Origin of the sequence: Nakamurella alba (assembly GCF_009707545.1) — a bacterium.
Classification (GTDB): Bacteria; Actinomycetota; Actinomycetes; order Mycobacteriales; family Nakamurellaceae; genus Nakamurella; species Nakamurella alba.
In genome coordinates, this window is the sequence record NZ_WLYK01000009.1 from 57,780 (window position 1) to 78,829 (window position 21,050).

The 21,050-nt window shown below is 70.8% G+C and carries 19 protein-coding genes; 6 read left to right on the plus strand and 13 right to left on the minus strand.

Going from position 1 to position 21,050, the window contains the following annotated elements:
- The first annotated feature begins 25 nt into the window (after nt 1–25).
- On the plus strand, nt 26–1,306 hold the full coding sequence (locus tag GIS00_RS20340) for an MFS transporter (RefSeq protein WP_196073383.1): 1,281 nt from the start codon (nt 26–28) through the stop codon (nt 1,304–1,306).
- Nucleotides 1,307–1,382: 76 nt separating this feature from the next.
- Here the strand turns inward: GIS00_RS20340 and GIS00_RS20345 are convergent, their stop codons facing one another.
- From GIS00_RS20345 to GIS00_RS20385, 9 genes are all read right to left on the minus strand, one after another.
- Nucleotides 1,383–2,015: a beta/alpha barrel domain-containing protein gene (locus GIS00_RS20345; protein WP_154770311.1), complete on the minus strand. Its 633-nt coding sequence runs from the start codon at nt 2,013–2,015 to the stop codon at nt 1,383–1,385.
- Nucleotides 2,012–2,680 carry an L-ribulose-5-phosphate 4-epimerase gene (locus tag GIS00_RS20350; protein ID WP_154770312.1) on the minus strand — a complete coding sequence of 223 codons (669 nt, stop codon included), beginning with the start codon at nt 2,678–2,680 and terminating at the stop codon, nt 2,012–2,014. The genes GIS00_RS20345 and GIS00_RS20350 overlap by 4 nt, the downstream gene beginning before the upstream one ends.
- On the minus strand, nt 2,677–4,410 hold the full coding sequence (locus GIS00_RS20355) for a ribulokinase (protein WP_322098207.1): 1,734 nt from the start codon (nt 4,408–4,410) through the stop codon (nt 2,677–2,679). Before GIS00_RS20355 ends, GIS00_RS20350 begins: the two co-directional genes overlap by 4 nt.
- 8 nt (nt 4,411–4,418) lie before the next feature.
- The gene (locus tag GIS00_RS20360; RefSeq protein WP_154770313.1) at nt 4,419–5,372 is read right to left on the minus strand and encodes a TIGR03560 family F420-dependent LLM class oxidoreductase; all 954 of its coding nucleotides are present in this window, start codon (nt 5,370–5,372) and stop codon (nt 4,419–4,421) included.
- Nucleotides 5,373–5,450: 78 nt separating this feature from the next.
- On the minus strand, nt 5,451–6,557 hold the full coding sequence (locus GIS00_RS20365) for an autoinducer 2 ABC transporter substrate-binding protein (RefSeq protein ID WP_196073384.1): 1,107 nt from the start codon (nt 6,555–6,557) through the stop codon (nt 5,451–5,453).
- A 41-nt stretch (nt 6,558–6,598) separates the two neighbouring features.
- Complete coding sequence (locus tag GIS00_RS20370) at nt 6,599–7,648, minus strand: ABC transporter permease (RefSeq protein WP_154770315.1); 1,050 nt, start codon at nt 7,646–7,648, stop codon at nt 6,599–6,601.
- On the minus strand, nt 7,645–8,682 hold the full coding sequence (locus GIS00_RS20375; protein WP_154770316.1) for an ABC transporter permease: 1,038 nt from the start codon (nt 8,680–8,682) through the stop codon (nt 7,645–7,647). The genes GIS00_RS20370 and GIS00_RS20375 overlap by 4 nt, the downstream gene beginning before the upstream one ends.
- On the minus strand, nt 8,679–10,211 hold the full coding sequence (locus GIS00_RS20380) for a sugar ABC transporter ATP-binding protein (protein ID WP_154770317.1): 1,533 nt from the start codon (nt 10,209–10,211) through the stop codon (nt 8,679–8,681). Before GIS00_RS20380 ends, GIS00_RS20375 begins: the two co-directional genes overlap by 4 nt.
- Before the next feature lie 48 nt (nt 10,212–10,259).
- Nucleotides 10,260–10,895 (minus strand): SIS domain-containing protein, encoded by a 636-nt coding sequence (locus tag GIS00_RS20385; protein WP_154770318.1) that lies wholly within the window; start codon nt 10,893–10,895, stop codon nt 10,260–10,262.
- 257 nt (nt 10,896–11,152) lie between these two features.
- Between GIS00_RS20385 and GIS00_RS20390 the strand changes: the two genes are divergently transcribed.
- The 3 genes from GIS00_RS20390 (at nt 11,153) to GIS00_RS20400 (ending at nt 14,034) form a co-directional block, all read left to right on the plus strand.
- Nucleotides 11,153–12,085: a sugar-binding transcriptional regulator gene (locus GIS00_RS20390; RefSeq protein ID WP_154770319.1), complete on the plus strand. Its 933-nt coding sequence runs from the start codon at nt 11,153–11,155 to the stop codon at nt 12,083–12,085.
- A 63-nt stretch (nt 12,086–12,148) separates the two neighbouring features.
- Nucleotides 12,149–12,802, plus strand: a complete 654-nt coding sequence (locus GIS00_RS20395) for a GntR family transcriptional regulator (RefSeq protein ID WP_154770320.1) — start codon at nt 12,149–12,151, stop codon at nt 12,800–12,802.
- Complete coding sequence (locus tag GIS00_RS20400; RefSeq protein ID WP_154770321.1) at nt 12,799–14,034, plus strand: MFS transporter; 1,236 nt, start codon at nt 12,799–12,801, stop codon at nt 14,032–14,034. Before GIS00_RS20395 ends, GIS00_RS20400 begins: the two co-directional genes overlap by 4 nt.
- Before the next feature lie 13 nt (nt 14,035–14,047).
- On the opposite strand, the gene GIS00_RS20405 is transcribed toward GIS00_RS20400, so the two are convergent.
- On the minus strand, nt 14,048–15,859 hold the full coding sequence (locus tag GIS00_RS20405) for a flavin-containing monooxygenase (protein WP_154770322.1): 1,812 nt from the start codon (nt 15,857–15,859) through the stop codon (nt 14,048–14,050).
- Nucleotides 15,860–15,920: 61 nt separating this feature from the next.
- A complete protein-coding gene (locus GIS00_RS20410) occupies nt 15,921–17,501 on the minus strand; it encodes a flavin-containing monooxygenase (protein WP_196073385.1) in 1,581 nt (526 codons plus the stop codon).
- 137 nt (nt 17,502–17,638) lie between these two features.
- On the opposite strand from GIS00_RS20410, the gene GIS00_RS26995 reads away from it, so the two are divergent.
- Both GIS00_RS26995 and GIS00_RS27000 read left to right on the plus strand, forming a co-directional pair.
- The gene (locus GIS00_RS26995) at nt 17,639–18,538 is read left to right on the plus strand and encodes an IclR family transcriptional regulator (protein WP_196073386.1); all 900 of its coding nucleotides are present in this window, start codon (nt 17,639–17,641) and stop codon (nt 18,536–18,538) included.
- Nucleotides 18,535–19,356 (plus strand): alpha/beta hydrolase, encoded by an 822-nt coding sequence (locus GIS00_RS27000; protein WP_196073387.1) that lies wholly within the window; start codon nt 18,535–18,537, stop codon nt 19,354–19,356. Before GIS00_RS26995 ends, GIS00_RS27000 begins: the two co-directional genes overlap by 4 nt.
- 3 nt (nt 19,357–19,359) lie before the next feature.
- On the opposite strand, the gene GIS00_RS20420 is transcribed toward GIS00_RS27000, so the two are convergent.
- Together GIS00_RS20420 and GIS00_RS29100 are read right to left on the minus strand one after the other, a co-directional pair.
- Nucleotides 19,360–20,157: an SDR family NAD(P)-dependent oxidoreductase gene (locus GIS00_RS20420; protein WP_154770324.1), complete on the minus strand. Its 798-nt coding sequence runs from the start codon at nt 20,155–20,157 to the stop codon at nt 19,360–19,362.
- A 48-nt stretch (nt 20,158–20,205) separates the two neighbouring features.
- Nucleotides 20,206–21,006, minus strand: a complete 801-nt coding sequence (locus tag GIS00_RS29100; protein ID WP_322098208.1) for a FadR/GntR family transcriptional regulator — start codon at nt 21,004–21,006, stop codon at nt 20,206–20,208.
- Between the last annotated feature and the right edge of the window lie 44 nt (nt 21,007–21,050).

Below are 21,050 nucleotides of genomic sequence, written 5' to 3' on the forward strand. Positions count from 1 at the left end.
GCCCGTCCCCGAACCGGAAGGAACCGTGACCGAGACCGCCCCGTCCACCGGCACTCCCGTCGAAGCGACGGACCTGCGCCGTCGGACCACCCAACGCCGCACCCTGCGGGTGCTGGTCGTGGCGCAGGTGGTCGGCGCGATCGGCACCGCCGTCGGCCCGTCGGTCGGTGTCGTGCTGGGTGACACCGTCGCCGGGTCGGAGGCGGCATCCGGCCTCGCCCGCACCGCATCGACGGTCGGTGCCGCCCTGGCCGGCATCACCCTGGCCACGCTCTCGCTGAAGTTCGGCCGCCGCCCGGCGCTCGTCCTCGGCTGGACCACAGCCGCCGTCGGGGCCGCCCTGCTGACCGTGGCGGCGTTCGCCTCGAGCCTCGTCCTGGTGATCACCGGCATGGCGATGCTGGGGGTGGGCACCTCCGTTGGCGTCCAGTCCGCCTACACCGCCACCGATCTCGCAGATCCCGTGCGCCGTGGCCGACAGCTGTCCCTGGTCGTCTGGGCCGGGACCGTCGGATCGGTGCTCGGCCCGAACATGGGCGCACCCGGCGCCGCGCTGGCCGGGGCGATGGGCTGGCCACCGCTGACCGGCGCGTTCCTGATCGCCACCGTCGTGCTCGTCGTCGCGGCGGTGGTCGTCCTCACGCTGCTCCGGCCCGATCCGCTGCGCCTGGCCAGGGAACTCGACCGTCCGCGGTCCGGCGACCGACCCGCGCTCCCCCGCCTCCGGGAGGCCCTGCCGATCATCTGGCGCACGCCGGCCGCGCGCACCGCCTACATCTCGATGATCTGCGCCCACATCGCGATGATCGGCGTGATGACGATGACCCCCGTGCACCTGCACCGGCACGGGCACTCCCTCACGGTCGTCGGGCTGACCATCTCGGTGCACGTCGCCGGGATGTTCGCCTTCGCACCGCTCGTCGGCTGGTGCGCCGACCGGTTCGGCAGCCGGCCGGTCATCCTCACCGGCCAGGCCCTCTTCGCCGCGGCCGCAGTCAACGGGTTCATGGCTGGCGACTCAGCCGGTGGTGTCACCGGTGCGTTGTTCCTGCTCGGCCTGGCCTGGTCGGTGGTCACCGTGTCCGGGGCCAGCCTGCTCAGCGGCGCCGTCGACCCGCATGTCCGTCCCCTCGTCCAAGGCACCACCGACACCAGCATGAACGCCGCCGCAGCCATCGGCGCCGGGGCCGCCGGGCTGATCGCCGCCGGGATCGGCTTCAACGCCCTCGCCCTGGTCGCGGTCGTCCTGGTGGTGCCGCCGATCGTCGTGCTGGCAGCCGGGCGGGGCGCGCCGGCCGGTCGCTGAGATCGCGCATCATTGGCTGCCTCGGGCATCTCGCGCGACCACCGCTCCTTCCGACGACCGCCCAGCAACCCGTGGTTCAGTCGGTGGCGGCGACACGGATCAACGCACGACCCGCGACGACGTACCCGACACCGGCGTCGAGGACGTCCGGCAGGTTGGTCGCGTCCACTCCGCCGTCGACACCGACGTGACCCAGCCCGCACAGCCGGGCCGCGATATGCAGCCGTCCGGTGCGGGCGCTTCCGGTCGAGCCGGGTGTCAGGAGCATGACCAGGACGCCGTCGAAGTGGCGGGCCACGGCTTCGACCTCGACCGGTGATGTCTCCGGGGACACGGCCAACCACGGCGACGGACCGAGCTCCCGGATCGTCTTCGCGGTGCCCGCCGGATCGGCGAGACGTTCGAGGTGCACGGTGATGCGGTCCGGACCCCCGGCCGCCACGGCGGACAGCATGTCGTCCGGACGCTCGACCATCAGGTGCACGTCCACCCGGTGCGAGACCGCCACCAGCGCGGCGATCTCGTGGACGGGAACACCGGTGCGACCGGCGAACGGCACGTCCATCACGTCGATGTGCGTCCACATCGCGGAGGCTCGCAGCAGGCCGGCAGCGGTGATCCGCCGGCCTGCTGGGACGCCCGTGAGGCTGCCTGCCGGGGTCGCCCCGGACGGCAGCCCGTCGAACAGACCTGTCAGTCCGACGGTCACGCGTGCTCGAGGGCGCCGGACTGGCCGCCCTGGTGGAGGGCGAATCCGTGCTGGCGCTCCACCTCGTCCTCGGGCAGATCGATGGGCTGCCCGATCATCCTGGCCACGGCAACCGTCTTCGCGACCTCCTCGACCATGATCGCGGCGCGGAGGGTGGCGGTCAGATCCGCTGCGGCACAGAACACTCCGTGGTTCTGCATGAGGACCGCCGGCGAGTTGCCACGGACCCGGAGGACCTCCCGGCCGGTCGCGTCACCCCCGATCTCGACATAGTCCCCGCACGGCACGGGTCCACCGAAGTTGTCGGCGATCGATGTGAGGCACGGTGGGATCGCCTGGCCGGTCGCGGCCCACGCCGTCGCATAGACCGAATGCGTGTGGATCACCGCGCCGACGTCGGCGGCGTGACGGTAGAGGTAGAGATGGGTGGAGGTGTCCACCGACGGTTTGAAGGCCCCGTCCACCGTCCTGCCGGACTCCAGGTCGAGCACGACCATCGATTCGACGGTCAGCTCCGGGTAACGGATCCCGGTCGGTTTGATGACCACCACGCCGAGATCCCGGTCGACGATGCTGGCATTGCCGCTCGTCCACGCGACGAGATCGTGGGCAGGCAGCTCCATGTTCGCCTCGAACACCTGCCGGCGGAGCTCCAGGTAGCTCATCTGCTGACAACTCCTTCTGGGATCGTGGCCAGGACGGCATCGATCGAGCCGCCCTCGGACGCATCGGCGAGCACCCGGCGGCGACGTTCCTTCGCGCGCCGCATGAGATCGGTGCCGTGCCGGCCGAAATGGTCGTGCAGTTCCAGGTAGTCGGCGTACATCTCGTCGTAGATCTCACGAAGTGCCGCCTGCGGCAGGTATTCCGCCGCGGGGGGCGCGGCAAGGGCTGCGGCCGCCGCGGCAACCGAGGAGTGTCCTCCGGCCGACGATCCGGCGGCCACCGAGGCGAGCAGGGCCGATCCGCGGGCCGGGATCTGGGTGCTGCCGGCCACGACGACCGGCAGGCCGGTGACGTCGGCGTAGATCTGCATCAACAGCGGGCTCTTCCGGGGCAACCCGCCACAGGCGACCAGTCGGTCGATGGACACGCCGGCACCGGTGAAGGCCTCGACGATGCGACGGGTGCCGAACGCCGTCGCCTCCAGCAGTGCCCGGTAGACGTCGGATGCCCTGGTGGCCAGCGTCATCCCCATGACGAGGCCGCTCAGGCCCGCGTCCACGAGGACCGACCGGTTGCCGCTCCACCAGTCCAGCGCCGTCAGACCGTGCGTGCCGGGTGCGGATCCGGCAGCGGACAGCTCCAGGTACTCGAACGGCGAGAGACCTGCCTCCGCCGCGGCTCTCGTGTCCCGCTCCGGCATGCCCTCGCGGACGAACCAGCCGAACATGTCGCCGACGCTGTTCTGACCGGCTTCGTAGGCCCACAGTCCCGGCGTGACGACGTCCCGCGCTGTCCCGCACATCCCCTCGACCTGCACGAGGTCCTCGCCGAGGACGAAGTCACAGGTCGAGGTGCCCATGACCATGACCATGGCGCCGGGACCGGTGACCCCGGCGGCAGCCACCGAGGCCACCGCGTCCATGTTCGGACAGGCCACCACGGTGTCGGGGGACAGACCGAGCAGGTCGGCCATCGCCGGTGCGAGGGTGCCCACCGCCTCGCCGGGGCGGTGGAACGAGGTGCCGAGGGTGCGGTGCACCAGGGCCGGCAGGTCCGGGTGCAGCGCCGCGAGGAACCCGTCGGCCGGATACCCGCCGCCGTCCGACAGGTACATCGCCTTGTAGGCCGCCCCGGCGATGCTGCGCACCTCGTGCCCGCAGAGCTGCCACACGATCCAGTCCTGCGCCTCGATCAACCGAGCCGCGGCCGCCGCGACCCCGGGATCCTCCTCGAGGATCTGCAGCACCTTGGGCACCATCCACTCGGCCGAGATCCGGCCGCCGTACCGGGCCAACCGGGCCCGGTCGAGCCGTTCCCCGAGATCATTGATCCGGTCCGCCTGTGACTGCGCCGCATGGTGTTTCCACATCTTGGGCCAGGCGTGGGGTCGTGCCGACCACCCGTCCAGCCGGCACAGCGGGGTGCCGTCGGCGGTCGTGGGCAGCATCGTGCAGGAGGTGAAGTCGGTGGCGATGCCGATGATGTCGGCCGGATCGACACCGCTGCCGGCGACGACGTCGCGGACCGTCCCGACCAGGGTGTCGAGGTAGTCCCCCGGATCCTGCAGCGCCCACTCCGGCGGCAGTGCCCCGCCGTCCGGCAGCGCGCGGTCCAGAACGCCGTGCGGGTAGGCCATCTCCGCGACGGCAACCTCCCGCCCGTCCTCCAGGTCGAGCAGCAGGGCTCGCGCGGACTCGCTGCCGAAGTCCACGCCCAGGGTGTACGCCACCGGTGCCGTCAGCTCCCGGCCACGGCCGGCATCACGACATCCGCGACCAGCGAGATGATGTCGAGGTCGTCGCCGGGCGCGAGCATGAGCATCGTGTGCTGGACCCCGACGGCGGCGTACTCCTGCAGTCTGACGACGAGATCCTCGGCGGTGCCGACGGTCCAGGACTCGCGGGTCTTCTCCCGCCAGGCACCGACGTCGTCCAGCCCGAGGAACCGCCCGGCCTGCGCAAGCCGCTCGTCCACGTCGGACCTGTCGGCGGCGATCACCGCACCCACCAGGATGGAGCGCTCGATCTCCGCCGGGTCCCGCCCGATGTCGGCGCAGGCATTGTCGACGTTGCGGTTGAGCCGTCCGGTCTCCTCCGGTGACAGCCAGTCGACGTTGTAGTCGTCGGCGTACCGGGCGGCGATCCTGGGCGTCCGGCGGGGTCCGTGCCCGCCGAGGATCAGCCGCGGGCGGGGCCGCTGCACGGAGGCGGGTGCCACGGTGAAGTCGTCGACCCGGTAGTGCTGCCCCTCGACACCGCCGGTGCTGGTACCCCAGAGCTGGTGCAGCACGGCGAGGTACTCCTCGAGCTGGTCGAACCGGTCGCGGAGCTCCGGGAACGGCAGGCCCAGCCGCAGGTGCTCCGGGGCGTACCAGCCGGTGCCGATCGACACGTCGACCCGACCGTCGCTCATCTCGTCGACGGTGTTGATGATCTTGGCGTACAGCGAGGGGTGGCGGAACCCGACCGGGGTGACCAACGTGCCCAGCCGGAGCCGCGAGGTCTCCCTCGCCAGGCCGGCGAGGGTGCTCCACGCCTCGCTCGCCGCCCGCTCGAAATGGTCCGCCGTAGAGGTCAGGTGATCCGAGCGGTACATGCCGTGGAACCCGAGCCGCTCGGCGGCGAGCGTGGCCTCCCGGAGCGTCGCGTAGGATATGCCTTCCTGCGGGTCCAGGAACAGTGACAGTTTCATGGTGCTCTTCCTTCTCGTGCCGGGGCGGGCCGGCGATGTCCGGGTGAGGCTCAGTGGTTCTCAGAAGCTCAGGCGTTCTCAGAAGTCGTACTCGTCGATGTTGTCCGGGGTGAACACGATGGGCTTCTTGTAGACGACCTCGCCGTCCTTGCCCACCGTGTACGTCCCCGCCGTCCCCGCCTCGAAGGTGGCGCCCTCGGTGGCGGTGAGCTCACCGGTCAGCAGACGGTGGGCGGCGTAGACGGCGATGTAGCCGAGTTCCTTCGGGCTCCACATCATCGAGGCCTTCATGCTGCCGTCCTTCATGAACTCCTTCACCGAGTTCGGCAGCGTCTGACCGGTGGCGTACACCTGGCCGGACCGGTCGCTGGCCACGATCGCCCGGGCCGCGGCGGGGACGCTGACCGAGGACGGGGACACGATGTACTTCAGGTCCGGGTGTGCCTGCATCAGGTTGACCGCGACGTTGTAGCTGGTGGCGTCGTCGTCGTTCGCGTACTGCACGTCGTCGATCGCGGTCAGCTTCGAGTACTTCGGGTCGGACGCGATGTGCTGCTTCATGTACTCGATGATGGCCTTGTGGTTGGGCGCCGTGGGGGATGCCGCGACGAACGCGACCTTCCCGCCGTCCGGGTCGTTCATCAGGGCGCAGTCGAGCTCGGTCGTCGCGATCAGCTCGTAGCCCACCGGGTTGCAGAAGATGTCGCGCGCGTCGGCCGCGGCGTCGCCCTCGAACGAGACCACCTTGATGCCCTGCGAGCGGGCCTTCTTCAGCACCGAGGCGATGGCGTCGCCGTCGATCGCCGCCACCAGGATGGCGGACGGCTTCTGGGTCAGGAAGTTCTGCAGGGTCTGGGTCTGCAGGCTCGCGTCCGGGTGGTCGGCGCCGGCATAGGTGAACGAGTCCGCCAGCTCCTTCGCCGCGGCCTCGCCGCCGATGCGTGCCTGCTCGAAGTACGGGAACCCGGTCCACTTCGGGGTTTCCAGCAGCGTGAAGCCCCCCGCCGCGGCGCTGCCCGCGGCGGAACCGGAGGTCCCGGCGGCGGCGCTCACCGCGTCCTTGCTGGACACCCCGCACGCCGAGAGCCCGAGGCCGAGACCGGCGGTCAGCGCGAGCTTCCCCAGGGTGCGCCGGTCGATGGGGGTCGAGAGGCGGCTGACTGCCGCCGTGGTCAGGTCGGACATCCGTTGTCCTTTCATCGATGGGATTCCGGTCGGTGACGCGATCAGGACGACCGCGTCACCGGGGTGCCGACGGTGTCGGCGTCGGGGCGTGTGTCGGAACGCGGCCGGTCGACCGCGTCGGACCTGGTCCGCCGTGACGGGAGGGCACGACCGACGAGCACGACGACCCGCGGTACAGCAGTACTGAGGACGAGAAGACCGCCGAGAATCAGGGTCTGGGTGGGGCCGGCCACGTTGGCCAGTCCCAGGCCGTTGGACAGCGTGCCCAGCAGGAACAGCGCGAGGACCACACCGAGCACCGTGCCGCGCCCACCGTTGATCGCGACACCGCCGAGCACCACGGCGGTGACCACGAAGAGGATTCCGCCATCGGCGTTGTCGGCCCTGGCCGAGGCGTACTGACCGATCCACACCCAACCGGCGAGTCCGGCCAGCGCTCCGGCGAGCAGGTAGGCGGTGATCTTCGTCCGCTGCAGCGGGACCCCGCCGAACGCAGCCGCTCTCGCGCCGGCGCCGACTGCGTAGCTGTGCCGGCCGAAGACGGTCGTCCGCAGCAGGAGGGCGACGGCCACGGCGACGACCACGAAGAGCACCAGCGAGGCCGGCACGATCCCCAGGTCGGTGCCGCCGAGCCAGGTGAAGCTGTCCGGGAAGTCCGAGACCCCCTCCTGCCCGCCGATGATGTAGGCGAGACCGCGGTAGGCACCCATGGTGCCGAGGGTGACCGCCAGCGACGGCAGCCCCCATCTCGCCACCAGCAGCCCGTTGACGGCGCCGAGGGCGCCGCCGATGACGACCACCGCCGCCAGGGTCGCCGGCGCGGGCCAACCGGCGTGCATGAGCACCGCCGCGGTCGTGGTCGCCACCGCGAGCGTGGAGGCCAACGAGATGTCGATCTCGCCCTGGATGACGACGATCATCAGGCCCAGCGCCATCAGGCCGGGGATCACGAAGAACCTGGTGGAGCCGAGGATCTGGTCGAGATACAGGTAGTAGGGCGACAGCGACGCGGACCAGGCCATGGCCGCGACGACGAGGACCACCAGCAGGACCTCCCAGCGGAGCAGCATCCGCTTGGCCCGGGCGATCATGCCGTCACCGCGACCCGGCGCCGGGTACGGGAGAGCAGGGCCGCCCGCCGGGTGATCGCCGCATCGACCGCCACCGCGAGCACGATCGCCGCACCCTGGATGAGCAGCTGCCAGTAGGCCTGCACCCCGAGCAGGATCAGTCCGTTCTGGATGGTGGCGAGCACCACCGCGCCGAGGGCGACGCCGACGATGCTGCCCGAACCGCCCCAGATGCTCACCCCGCCGATCACCGCCGCTGCCAGCACCTGCAGTTCCCAGCCACTGGCGAGGACCACGGTGACGGTGCCGACCTGCGCCGCGTAGAGGAATCCGGCGAACCCGGCAATGGCACCCGCAACGATGTACGAACTCCACACCACCCGCACCGAGGGCAGGCCGAAGAACCTGGCCGCATCGGAGTTGGACCCGACGGCGTAGAGCATCCGCCCGGGCACCGTCCACCGCAGGGCCGCCGCGGCGCCGATCACCACCAGCAGCGCCAACAGGACCAGGTTGGGGATGCCCGCCACCGAACCGCCGGCCAGCGCACCGAACCAGGAGGGCACCTCGTTGGAGGTGATCTGCTGACCGTCCGCGTACACGTACGTCAGACCGCGGTAGACCGAGAGGGTGCCGAGAGTGGCGACGATGGACGGGATCTGCAGCAGCGCGACGAGTGCACCGTTCAGCAGGCCCAGCACGGCGCCGATCGCCACCGCCACCAGCACCAGCAGCGGCCCGCCGTCGACGTGGGTGGAGATGTCCGCCGTCACGTAGGCGGACAGGCCCATGACGGACCCGACGGAGAGGTCGAGGTTCCCGGTGAGCACCACCATGGCCTCGCCGGCGGCCGCGATGGTCAGCACTGCGGCGGCGAACAGGATCGCGCGGGCGTTTCCGGCGGTCAGGAAGTTGTCGGCGCTGACGGCGAAGACCACCCACAGCAGCACCAGGAACACCGCGACGCCGAGGAACCTGACCCGCAGCAGCCCCTGTCCACGATTCGGGCCGGAGGCCTCGGGGACCGGTCGTGGTGAGCGCGCCGGGGCGGTCATCGGTGTCCTCCGACGGTCGCCGATCCGGTGGCGGCAGCCATCACTGTCTCCTCGGTCGCCTCGCCGCGGGCGAGGTCGGCGGTGAGCCGGCCGCCGGCGACGACCAGCACCCGGTCGGACAGGGCGAGCACCTCGGTCAGGTCGGAGGAGATCACCAGCACGGCCATGCCCTCCTCGCGGGCCAGCCGTTCGATGATCCGGTGCACCTGTGTCTTCGTGCCGATGTCGATGCCGTGGGTGGGTTCGTCGAGGATGAGGATGCGTGGGCGGGTGGCCAGCCACCTGGCCAGCGCGACCTTCTGCCGGTTGCCTCCGGACAGCGCGGACACCGGCGATCGCGGGCCTGCTGTCTTGATCTCCAGCGCGGTGATCTGCTCGGCCGCCAGGGCGGTCTCCGGCCCTTCGAACAGCACGCCGCCCCGGGCGAGCGAGGACGCGCTGGGCAGCGCGATGTTCCGCTGCACCGACATCGACGGGATGAGGCCTTCGACGTCGCGGTCCTCGGGGACGTAGGCGACACCGTGCGCGACGAGCTGTCCCGGCCCCCCGATGCGCACCGGACGCGAGTCGATCAGCACCTCGCCACCGTCGATCTGCCGGACACCACAGACAGCTTGGGCGATCTCGGTCCGACCGGCTCCGACAATCCCTGCCATTCCGACGATCTCGCCGGAGCGGACGGCGAAGGTGATGTCCTCGAACTCGCCGTCGGACCGGAGGTCGCGGACCTCCAGCGCGACCGGCCCCGGGTCGGCGGGAGCGGGTGCGGCGAAGAGCCTGTCCATCCCCCGGCCGACCATGAGGCGAACGATCGTCTCGTCGTCCAGTTCCACGGTCGGAGCGGTGGCCACATGGCGGCCGTCACGGATGACGGTCACCGTGTCGGTGAGTGCTGCGATCTCCTCCATCCGGTGCGAGATCCAGACGACAGCTGTGCCGTCGTCCCGCAGTCTGCGCACCACGTCGAAGAGACGACCGGTCTCGACCGGCGTCAGGGACGCCGTGGGTTCGTCGAGGATCAGCAGTCGGGTGGGTGAGGTGAGAGCTCTTGCCAGTTCGACGAACTGGGCCTCTGCCAGGGAGAGCGACGACACCGGCGCCCGGGTGTCCAGGGCGACACCGAGCCGGGCGAGGAGTTCCTCGGCACGCAGGTGCATCCGACCGCGGGACAGGATGCCGCGCGGGCGCTGCGGGTAGACGCCGGCGAAGATGTTCTCCGCGACGTCGAGGTCACCGAACAGCTTCGGATCCTGGTACACCGCCGCGACGCCCGCGGTCCGGGCCTGCCGGGGATTGCGGTACCCGACGGGCTCGCCGTCCAGCAGGACCTCGCCGGTGCTCGGGGACAGCAGGCCGGTCACCACACCGACCAGCGTCGACTTCCCCGCGCCGTTCTCCCCCACCCAGGCATGGATGCTGCCGGGTGCGACCGAGAAGCTGACGTCGGCCAGCGCGTGCACCGCCCCGAAGCTCTTCCCGATGTTCCGCAGCTCCAGTCTCGGTGCGGGAACGGTCATGTCGAGGGTCATGTTCGTACGACCTCCTCCGAACGTCGTTGTCACGGTGGTCGATCCCGGCTACGCCGTGGCCCGGTCGGTCAGCAGCTTGCCGACCGCACCACCGGGGTGGCTGTGCGCGAACAGCTCCCACGCCTGCTCCCGTACGCCCATGGTCACGGCGGCGAGTGCGTCGCCCAGCGCGCAGTTCGCCAGCGAGCTGCCCATGGCGATCATCCGGCCGTAGTCCGCCTCCGGGTCGGTCCGGGTGACGAGCACCCGGTCCGCCGCGGCGGCCAGCGCGGACCCGGCCTCCGAGGTCATCGCCACCGCAACGGCTCCACGCTCCCGGGCGCGGCGGACGAACTCGTTGAGCTCGTCGCTCTCCCCGCCCTTGCTGATGGCGATGACGACGTCCGAGTCGGTGACCGCGCCCAGGCCGCCGTGCAGCCCGTCCGCGGCGCTGACGAACATCGCCGGCGTGCCACCCACCGACAGCAGGTGCGCGATCCGCCTGGCTGTCGCTCCCGAGGTCCCCATCCCGGCGACCAGCACCTTGCCCGCACATCGCACCAGAAGGTCGACGACATCGAGGAAGTCGTCGCCGAGTTGATCGGGCAGCGACGCCACGGCCGCGGCATCCGCGAGCAGCACCTGGCGCGCAGTGGCGAGAGCGATCTCGTCGGGGATGACGCGCATGGCACGGGGATCCGGCATGACCACCTCCTATCCGCTCATTTGAGCATCACTAGTTCTCATCTGATCGTTGCAGACGATAGGACGGCTACACCAACATGGTCAAGACCTTCCCGCTGTCGGCCAGAATTCGCTGCGCTCACTGATGTTTCGTCCTGCCATTGGTCCGAGCCGTGGCGCTCAGATGAGCGGGGTGCCTTGCGAAGGGACCGACAGCGCTGGCATGCTTCCGACAGCGCGGCACGGCGCGCACCGCGCAGACGAGGGGACGGTCGAAGATGGGGCCCGCCGAACTGACCCGAGCAGTCGCCATCGCCCGGATGTACTACCTGGAGGAGCTCTCGAAGAGCCAGATCGCCGAACGGACCGGGCTGTCCCGGTTCAAGGTCGCGCGGATCCTGGCCGACTGCCTCGCCCAGGGGATCGTCACCATCACCATCGCCAGCCCGTCGAACATCGATCCGGACCTGTCGGAGCAGCTCGGCGAGAGATTCGGACTACGGCACGCACTCGTTGTCCACCCCACCTCCGGCAACGATGCCGACCTGCGGGCGGACCTCGGCCGGGCCGCTGCCCAACTGCTCGGCGAGATCCTCGACGGCGACGATGTTCTCGGGGTCGGCTGGGGGCGGACGCTGACCGCCATCGCCGATCACCTGGACACCCTCCCCGCCTGCCCGGTCGTCCAGATGACAGGCGTGACGAGCAGCGACATGGACAACTCCATGGAACTCGTCCGCAGGATCAGCGAGGTGTCCGGGGGTCGCCCGTACCCGATCTTCGCGCCGCTCGTCCTCCCGGATGCCACCACGGCGGCGGGACTGTTGCGCCAGCCCGACCTCGCCGCCGCCACCAACCAGTTCGGCACCATCACCAAGGCCATCGTGGCGGTCGGTAGTTGGGATCCGCCCAACTCGCAGCTGCGCGGTGTGATGACTCCCCGCGAGCGCGACGACCTCGCCCGGCTCGGCGTCCAGGCCGAGGTGTGCGGAGCGTTGCTCGACCAGCAGGGGCAGGAGGTCGACACCGACATGAGGAACCGGATGATCGCCGTCGGGATCGACCAACTCCGCGACATCCCCGAGTTGATCGCCGTCGCCGGCGGCGCCTCCAAGGAGAAGGCGATCCTCGCCGTCCTGCGCTCCGGCCTGGTCAACTCCCTGATCACCGACGACGCCGTCGCGCGGGGACTGTTGGCCGCGGCCGGTTGACGGGCGGCCCGCCGCGACCTAACCCTTGCATGCTTCGTTGCATGCAAGGGTTAGGCTGGCGGCATGGCAGGTCCTACCGAGCGCACCGCACCTCCGCCGTCGGCGGCGGTGCGGGCGTACGAGCACACGAAACGACTGATCCTCACCGGCGAACTGGCCGGCGGCGCGGCGGTCAGCGAGCTGGCGATCGGCGAAGCGCTCGGCGTCAGCCGGACGCCGACGCACGAGGCGTTCCTGCGGCTGGCGACGGAGGGTCTGCTGGTCCTCGAGTCACGCAAAGGCGCTGTCGTGCGACCGATGTCACCGAGCGAGACGGCCGACGTGCTGGAGATGCGGGAGGCCGTGGAGTCCGCGGCCGCAGCGCGGGTCATCGAATCCGGCTACGACGCCGACCTGGTCGGTCATCTGACTGAACTGCTCGCAGCGCAGGAGCGGGCCCTGCGCGACGGCGACGTCGAGCGGTTCGTCGACATCGACGACGACCTGCACTCCTCGGTCGTGGCGGCCTCGCGGAACGCCATCGCCGCGCACTTCATGGCCATGCTGCGCGACCGGCAGCAGCGCCTGCGGCACCAGCTGATGCGAGTACGCCCGGAGCAGTTGGAACCCGCGTATCTCGAGCACCGGCAGCTGGCGGCCGCCATCGGCGACCGGGACGCCGATGCGTACCGGACTCTGCTGCACCACCACATCTCGGTGCACAAGGTGGTCCTGTGAGCGCCGTGGTGCAGCAGGCCGTCACGGGGGCCGGAGCTGCTGTGCGCCGGCGCATGTGGTGGCGGGTCTGGGGTGCTGTGGTCGTCTCGTCCTGGGGCGGCAACCAGTTCAGCCCGCTGCTGGTGATGTACGAGGACCGTGAGCACTACTCCACGGTCGCCACCACGCTCTTCCTCGGCCTGTACGTCATCGGGCTGGCTCCGGCCCTGTTGGTGGCCGGGTCGCTGTCGGACCGGCACGGCCGGCGTCCGCTGCTGATCGCCGGCGTCGCCGCCGGCGTGATCGGCAGCGCGCTGCTCGCGCTCGGCGAGCTTGGCCCGGAGTTCCTGGCCCTGGGCCGATTGTTCTCCGGGTTCACCGTCGGTGCGGCCGTGGCTGTGGGCACCTCGTGGATCAAGGAGCTGTCCGATCCGGAGTGGGACCCGTCCGCGCGGCCGGGCGCCGGTGCCCGCCGGGCCTCGCTGGCCTTCCTGCTCGGCTCGGCCGGCGGGGCCTGCGTGGCCGGCGTGCTGGCGCAGTTCGCGCCACTGCCCGAGGTGCTGCCGTACGTCGTGCACTGCCTGGTGGCCGCGCCGTTCCTGGTCGTGCTGCTGCGCACGCCCGAGACCCACCGCAGCGGCGGTGTTCCCGGCCCGTGGTGGCGGCAGTTGCGGGTGCCGAGCGCCGGCCACCGCCGGTTCCGGCGGGTCGTGCTGCTGGTCGGTCCGTGGATCTTCGTCGCCTATGCGCTCGGCTACGGCTACCTGCCGACCCAGCTCCGGGAGGCGACCGGGTCGGGGGCACTGCTCTTCGCCACCCTGGCCTCCGGTGTCGCGCTGGGTGCCTCCAGCGCGGTGCAGCCGATCGCGAAACGGCTGCACACCGAACGCAGCGCCCGGGCACTGACCGCCGGGCTGCTGGCGCTGACCGTCGGCATGGCACTGGTGCCACCGGCGATCGCCCTGCAGTCGCTCGCCGTCGGGGTGGTGGCGAACGTGATCATCGGTGCGGGAGCGGGCATTTGCCTGGTCTCGGCGCTGCAGGAGGTGCAGCGCATCGCCACCACCGCGGACCTGGCCGGTCTCACCGGTCGCTTCTACGCCGTCGCCTACGCCGGATTCCTGGCACCGTCGGTCATCTCGGCGGTCGCCCTTCTGGTGCCGGTGCAGCTGGTGCTCTGGATCGTCGTCGGCGTGGCGGCAGCGAGTCTGGTCCTGCTGCAACTCACCTCGCGGCGGCATCCGGTGGGCTGACCCGGCACGCCCGTCAACCCTGGGCGGTCAGTCCCTCCTCGATGGCCAGGATCTGCAGCGCCAGGTGCTTGGAGTAGAAGCGACTGGCGAAGATCCCGGTGGACACCATGAACCACAGGCCCGGGACGCCACAGCCCCGCCAGACGGCGGTGTACTCGCGGTCCTCCCCCACCGTGCAGATCTCCGGCAGCTCATCGGTGAGATCGCCGAGCAGCGGGCGGCTGGACTCCTTCGCGGAGCGGAACCCGGTGGCGAAGACGACCAGGTCCGCCTCCAGTTCCGTGCCGTCCTCCAGGACGACGCCGGAGGCCGAGAAGCGGGTCACCGGCCCCTGGGCCACTCGGATGCTGCCGTCGATGATCAGGTCCGAGGCGCCGATGTTGTAGTAGTAGCCGGTCCGGTTCTCCCGGAACACGAGACCGTTGATGCCCTCACCGTTCGGCCCCCACCCCAGCCGGAAGCCGGCTGCTGCCAGCCCTTCCAGCGTCTCCCGGTCCTGCTCCCGGGCGGCGGCGACGAGAGTGGGACCGAATGCCGGGTACATGCCGAACGGCAGCGCCGCACCCATCAGGTCGGCGTCGGCGGTGCGCCGCACACCCTCGAGGTAGTTGGCGAAGAACTGCTGGTGGAAGGTCCCGGCATTGATCACGTAGGTGGGACCGCGCTGGACCATGACCACGTCCGCCACCCCCTGCTCGGCGAGGTCCTGGGCGATGTCGTGCCCGCTCACCCCGGTCCCCACCACGACCACCCGACGCCCTGTCCAACCGGCGGCGCCGGCGAACTCGGAGGAGTGACACACCTGTCCCCGGAACACCTCCCGACCCGGGATGTCGGGCATCGCCGGCAGATTGTTGAAGCCGGTGGCCACCACCACGTGCCTCGGGTGCAGTGACCTCGTCCCGCCGTCGGCGTCGACCAGGTCGACCTGCCACCCTCCCTCGTCCGACGGGCGGGCACCGGTTACCTCGACCCCGGTGAGCACCGCGATGTCCAGCAGGTCGGCGTAGGAGCGGAGGTAGTCGCCGAACTTGCCGGCGGGGGTGAAGTTCGGCCAGGTACTCGGCAGCGGCAGGTAGGGCAGATGATCGGCGCCGACCGGGTCGTGCAGCGCCAGCGCGGCGTAGCGGTTGCGCCAGTTGTCCCCGACGGCCGCGTTCCGCTCGAGGACCAGACACGGCACTCCCAGCCGGCCGAATCGCGCAGCGATCGCCAGACCGCTGTGACCACCACCGATCACGACGACCGCGGGGTCGGTCCACGCCTGGTCGGCAGCTCGCTCGTCCGGCCAGGTCGGCCGCCCGCGGACCGGGCCGTGGTGCTTGCCCGCGGGGCGGCTCGCCCCGATCCGCTCACCACGCCCGGACAACTCGACGAGCTCGGTCACCAGGGCGGAAGCCAGCCACCGGCCGTCCTCGGCCTGTTCCAGTTGCAGATACCCGTCACCGCTGCCGACGTCGGTGGTGAAGGCGATGAACGCCGACACCGCCGACGGCCCTCTGGCATCGTCGTACCAGGCCTCGGGTTCGCCGAGATCGTCCATCCGTACCTGGAAGTCGGCCAGCGCCCGGGCGCGCGGCGCGGATGCGAACCGTTCGCCGATCGCCGCCGCCCCGGTCCGGTTCGTGAAGTCCCACTCGAGGACCAGCAGGTCGCGCACCGTCGCGCCGTCGGTGAAGCAGGCTGCGATGGCTCCCTCGTCCGCGGCGGCCACGGCCGGGGCGAAATCGGCGAGCCACTCCCGGACCGGCGTGGCAGGCGGTGTCAGTGGGGGTGTCACTGGGGGTGTCGTCGTGTCCGGCAATGCCGGATCGGTGATCGTCATGTGATGTCCTCGTCGACGTGGTGCTCGGAATGGTCGGAAAACTGCTGCACTGACATCGTTCTCATTCGTCGGCGGTGGTCCACACACCACCGGTGTCGACGCGGGCGAGCACCGAGGTGCGGTGGGCCAGCCGGGTCAGGTCCTGCCACCGGCTGCGTCGCGGTGCCCCGCCGTACTTCCAGGTGGGGCGCCCGAGCAGCCGGGTGGCGAGCGCGTACAGGATCGCCCCGTCGCTCCACTGCGTCACGATCCGCCCGGAACCGGACTTGTAGTAGTTGTTCGCGGTGGCGAACGCCGTGCCGGCGAGGCGTCGCTGCAGTACCCGGTTGAAGATCTCGGTGGGCCGCCGCCGCACCTCGATCCGGTCGGCGCCGGCCCGCACCATCGATCGCACGGCGCGGGCGATGTAGGACGCCTGCGCCTCGAGGTGCGTGACGATCGCTCCCCCGTTGGTGTTCGGGCCGTACATCATGAAGAAGTTCGGCACGTCCGGCACCATCAGCCCGAGCATGGCGGACGGCTCGCCGTCCCAGACCTGGGCCAGCTTGCGGCCGTCCCGGCTGATCACGTCGAACTCGAAGCCGAAGTCCGTGCGGAACCCGGTGGCCATCACCAGCACGTCGACATCGTGCTCCTGCCCGTCGGTGTCGACCACCCCGGCCCGGGTGACGCGGTCGACGGCCCGCGGCACCACCGAGACATTGGGCCGCAGCAGTGCCGGGTAGAAGGCGTCGGACAGCACCGGGCGCTTGCCGCCGTAGCTGTAGGCCGGGGTCACGATCCCGGCCAGCTCGGGGCGATCGGCGAAGGTGGTCCCGATGTAGCTCCGGGCCGTCGCCTCGGCCGCGGCGTTCTGCGGTGTCCCCGGCCGCCACCCGGCATTGCGGTACTGGGACTTCTCCCGCCGCCACAGCATCGCGAACCGGTTCAGCCGTTGCGCCGTCGGTGAGCGCATGGCGTCCTTCTCCGCCTCCGAGTAGTCCCGGTCGAGTTTGGGCAGCACCCACCCCGGTTCCCGCTGGAACAGCATCAATGCGGCACAGTCCGGCGCGATGGTGGGTACCACTTGCGCAGCCGTCGAACCGGTGCCCACCACGGCCACCCGCTTGCCGCGGACGTCCAGACCGCGGGGCCAGCGGCTGGTGTGCACCGCCAGTCCGGCGAACTCGTCGAGCCCCGGCCACTCCGGGTAACGCGGGATGTTGAGGAACCCCACAGCGCTGACCACCACCTGGAACGCGCCCAGGTCCCGCTCCCCCGACGTCAGACGGTAGGCCTGCTCCTCCTCCACCCACTCGACCCGGTCCACCGCCGTCCCGGTGCGGACGTGTTCGCGGATCCGGAACCGGTCGGCGACATCGCCCAGGTAGCAGAGCAATTCGCGCTGCCGGACATGCGTCCGGCTCCACACCCGTGGCGCGTAGGAGAACGAGTAGAGCACCGACGGGGTGTCCACCTCGGCACCCGGGTACGTGTTGTCCCACCAGGTCCCACCGATGTCGGCGGACCGCTCGAAGATCGTGAACGGCAGGCCCGCCCGGCGGAGGGCCACCCCGGCGGCGATGCCGGAGAAGCCGCCGCCGATCACCGCCACCCGCGGCAGGGGGTGGTCGAACTCGTGTCGCTTCAGACGAATCACCATCGACTGCGTCTCCATCATTTCGAAATATCGAAATGGGCTTCGATATATCCCAGTGTAGGGTCGGTCGTCGAAGGGGTCAACCGGCCCCGGACCACCGGAAGGGCGTTGGCCCGGGCCTGGACAGAAAGCTCGCTCGTATGAAGCCCGCACTCTCCGCGCAGCGATCGCTCTCGGTGCTGACGTACATGACAGTGCGTCCGGGGAGCGTCTTCTCGCTCACCGAACTGTCCTCGGCCCTGGACGTCAGCCCGGCGTCGATGTCCGCGGTGCTGCTCGCCATGTGCGATGCCGGGTACCTCGAGCGGCACCCGCGGCACCGCACCTACTCGCTCGGGCCGGCGGCCGTCGCGTTGGGCCACGCGGCATCGGATCGGCATCCGGTGATCGAGGCGTCGCGCGCGGAGCTGCGACGACTCGCGACCCTCGGGTCGGAATGCCTGGGCAGCGCCGTCGTCGGCGACGACATCATGATCCTGGCCATGGAGGGCCGGCCGAACGGTCGGTCCCGGGGATCATGGGTGGGACAACGGATCCCGTTGGTTCCGCCCTTCGGGCAGGTCTTCCTCGCCTGGCACCCCGGTCCGCCGGTCGACGCATGGCTGGGGCGGCTCGGGAATCTCCGGTCGGAGCACGAGGTCGCACTGCGCTCGTCCCTGGACCTCACCCGGCGACGCGGCTTCTTCATCGGCCTGCGGAACGTCCCGGTGCAGACGGTCGTCGACACCGTGCATGCCTCGTCCACCGTTCCCGATGCCGACGCCCACCGCCGGTTGGAACAACTGATCCCGGACCAGATCGACGGATACGGACTGGATGTCGTGGACCCGGACCGTCACTACGACGTGGCCAACCTGGCGGTCCCGGTGTTCGACGGGGATGCGGCGGCGGTGTACGCGCTCACCCTCTACGGCCTCGACGACATCCCGGGCAGGCAGCTGACGGAGGTCGCCGGCCGCATGCTGGACTCCGCCGCGGTCATCACCCGGGAGATCGGCGGCCGGCCGCCGCTGCCGACCGCGGGCGGGGACCGGGCATGACGGCCCCGCCGGAACTGCTCGAGAAGCGACGGCTGCTGGAATCGATGATGGCCGGGCGTCCCGAGGTGCCGGGTGTCAGCGGGCGCCCGGTGCACATCGGCGGGGTGCCCGTCCTGGTCCAGACCCCGCTTCTCCCCCGCGCGAGGTTGCTGTACTTCCACGGCGGCGGCTACCGCCTCGGCTCGCCCGCCGCGATCGCACCGTTCACCGCCGCCCTGGCAGCGGCGCTCGAGGTGGAGATCTTCTCGGTCGACTACCGTCTCGCACCCGAGCATCCGTTCCCGGCCGGCATCGAGGACGGCATGGCGGTGGCCCGGACCCTAGCCGACGGTCCGCTGCTGATCGGTGGCGATTCGGCCGGCGGTGGGGTGGCGGCCTGCCTGCTGACGGCCGGCCCGGAGCAGGAGCTGCCGGTCTTCGCCGGCGGCCTGCTGCTGTGCCCGTGGGTGGATCTCAGGGTGGGCGCACCGAGCTTCCTGGACTGCGCCGACACCGACCGGATGTTCTCGCTCGCCATGGCGACCGAGGCGGCCGACATGTACCTGGCCGGGCACGACCCCGCCAACGCGCGGGTGTCGCCGGTCCTGGCCGACTGGACCGGCTGCCCACCGCTCGCGGTGCAGAACAGCACCACCGAGGTGCTGCGGGACGACGCCCGTGCACTGGTCGCGACGGCGCGGGCATGCGGGGTCGACGTCCGGCACGACGAGTACCCCGACCAGCCGCACGTCTTCCACTACGCCCACCCGGACACCGCCGCGTCGGTCGCAGCGGTGGCCGCGTTGCGGGCGTTCGTCGACGGGGTGCTCCCCGGCTGACCGTCAGACCATCAGGGCCAGCGGGTACTTCACCGACGCGCCGCCGTCGACCGACAGCACCTGCCCGGTGACGTAGGACGCCAGCGGGGAGGCGAGGAACAGCGCAGCCCCGGCGATGTCGTCAGGCTCGCCGAGCCGGCCCATCGGCACCGCCCCGCTGAACTCCGGGGCCCGCTCGCTGGTCGCCATGAAGGTCGCCATCCGCGGGGTCGCCACGATGCCGGGGGCGATGGCGTTGAACCGCAGTCCGGAGGTGGCGTGCTCCAGGGCCGCCGACCGGATGAGATTCACCAGACCGGCTTTCGCCGCCCCGTAGGCGGCGTTGTACGGCGAGGAGACCACGCCGTTGATCGAGGCGATCGCGACGTACGACCCCGGCCGCCGCATCGACACCAGGCACTGCTGGATCACCAGGTACTGCTGGCGGAGGTTGAGGGCGAACATCCGGTCCCAGGTGGCGTCGTCGCAGTCGGCGAGGTGCCCGGCGGCGGCGATCCCCACGACGTCCACCACCACCGTGGGTTCACCGACGTCCGCCACGACAGCGCGGAAGGCCTCGGCAACGGATCCCCGTGCAGTGACGTCGATCTCGACACCGACCGCGCCGTGACCGATCGCGGACGCGGTGTCCCGGGCGATGTCGGCGCGGACATCGGCACAGACCACCGTCATCCCGGCACCGGCGAACAGGGCCGCCGTCGCCGCCCCGATGCCCGGGCCGGCGCCGAGCACCACCGCCACCTCCCCGCGCAGGCCGACGTCGGGACGGGCGGGCAGGGCGGGAACGGGCGTGTCAGCCATGTGGGTCCTCGAGGGGTGAGAACGACGACGGGCCGGTCGGCCGATCGCTCAGAGACGGCGGAAGCCGCGGACCGCTGCCGCGGACGAGGCGTCCACGATGCGGTCGCCGAAGCGCTCCAGGACGAGCTCCTGGGTGGCGTGCAGGTGCTTGACGGCCAGTGCATCCAGGGCAGCACCGTCGCCGTCGGCGATCTGCCGGGTCATCGACTCGTGGGCCTTGAGGACGGCACGCTGCTGGCTCTCCGCCGGGTACTCGTCTGTCAGCTGGACGTTGTCCGCCCACGCCTCCTCCTGGATCGACCACACCGCGACCAGGCTGCGGACCATCAGCCGCAATGTCTGGTTGGCGGTGAAGTCGACCAGGATGTGGTGGAAGGTGCGCGAGACATGGGTGAAGGCCGGGCCGTTCCCGATCACCAGGCGGGTCTGCTCGAGATTCTCCCGCAGCGCCGGGACCACGGTGGACCGCCGGTCCCGCCGGGAGGCGCACGACAATGCGCACATCGGTTCCAACGTGATCAGTGCGCCGGCGAGGTCCCGCAGGGTGATGTCCTGTCCCTGCATCGACAGCCCGAGGGCGTAGGCCGCGGAGGACCAGCTCGGCCGATGGACATGCGCCCCACCGAGTTTCCCGCGGCGGACGGTGATCAGGCCCTCCGCCTCCAGGATGCGCAGCGCCTCGCGCAGCGACGGGCCGCTGACGCCGTACTGCTCCATGAGGTCTTCCTGCTTCGGCAACGGCCCGTCCACCAGGCTGTTCCGCAGGATGCGCTGCCGCAGGTCCGCGGCCACGGACTCGGCGATCCGGGACGGACCCGCCGAACCCGCACGTGCTGCCGGTGCGTTCACCGTCCCCCTCCTCGCCCGAGCGCCGAATATGTATGAATATTACC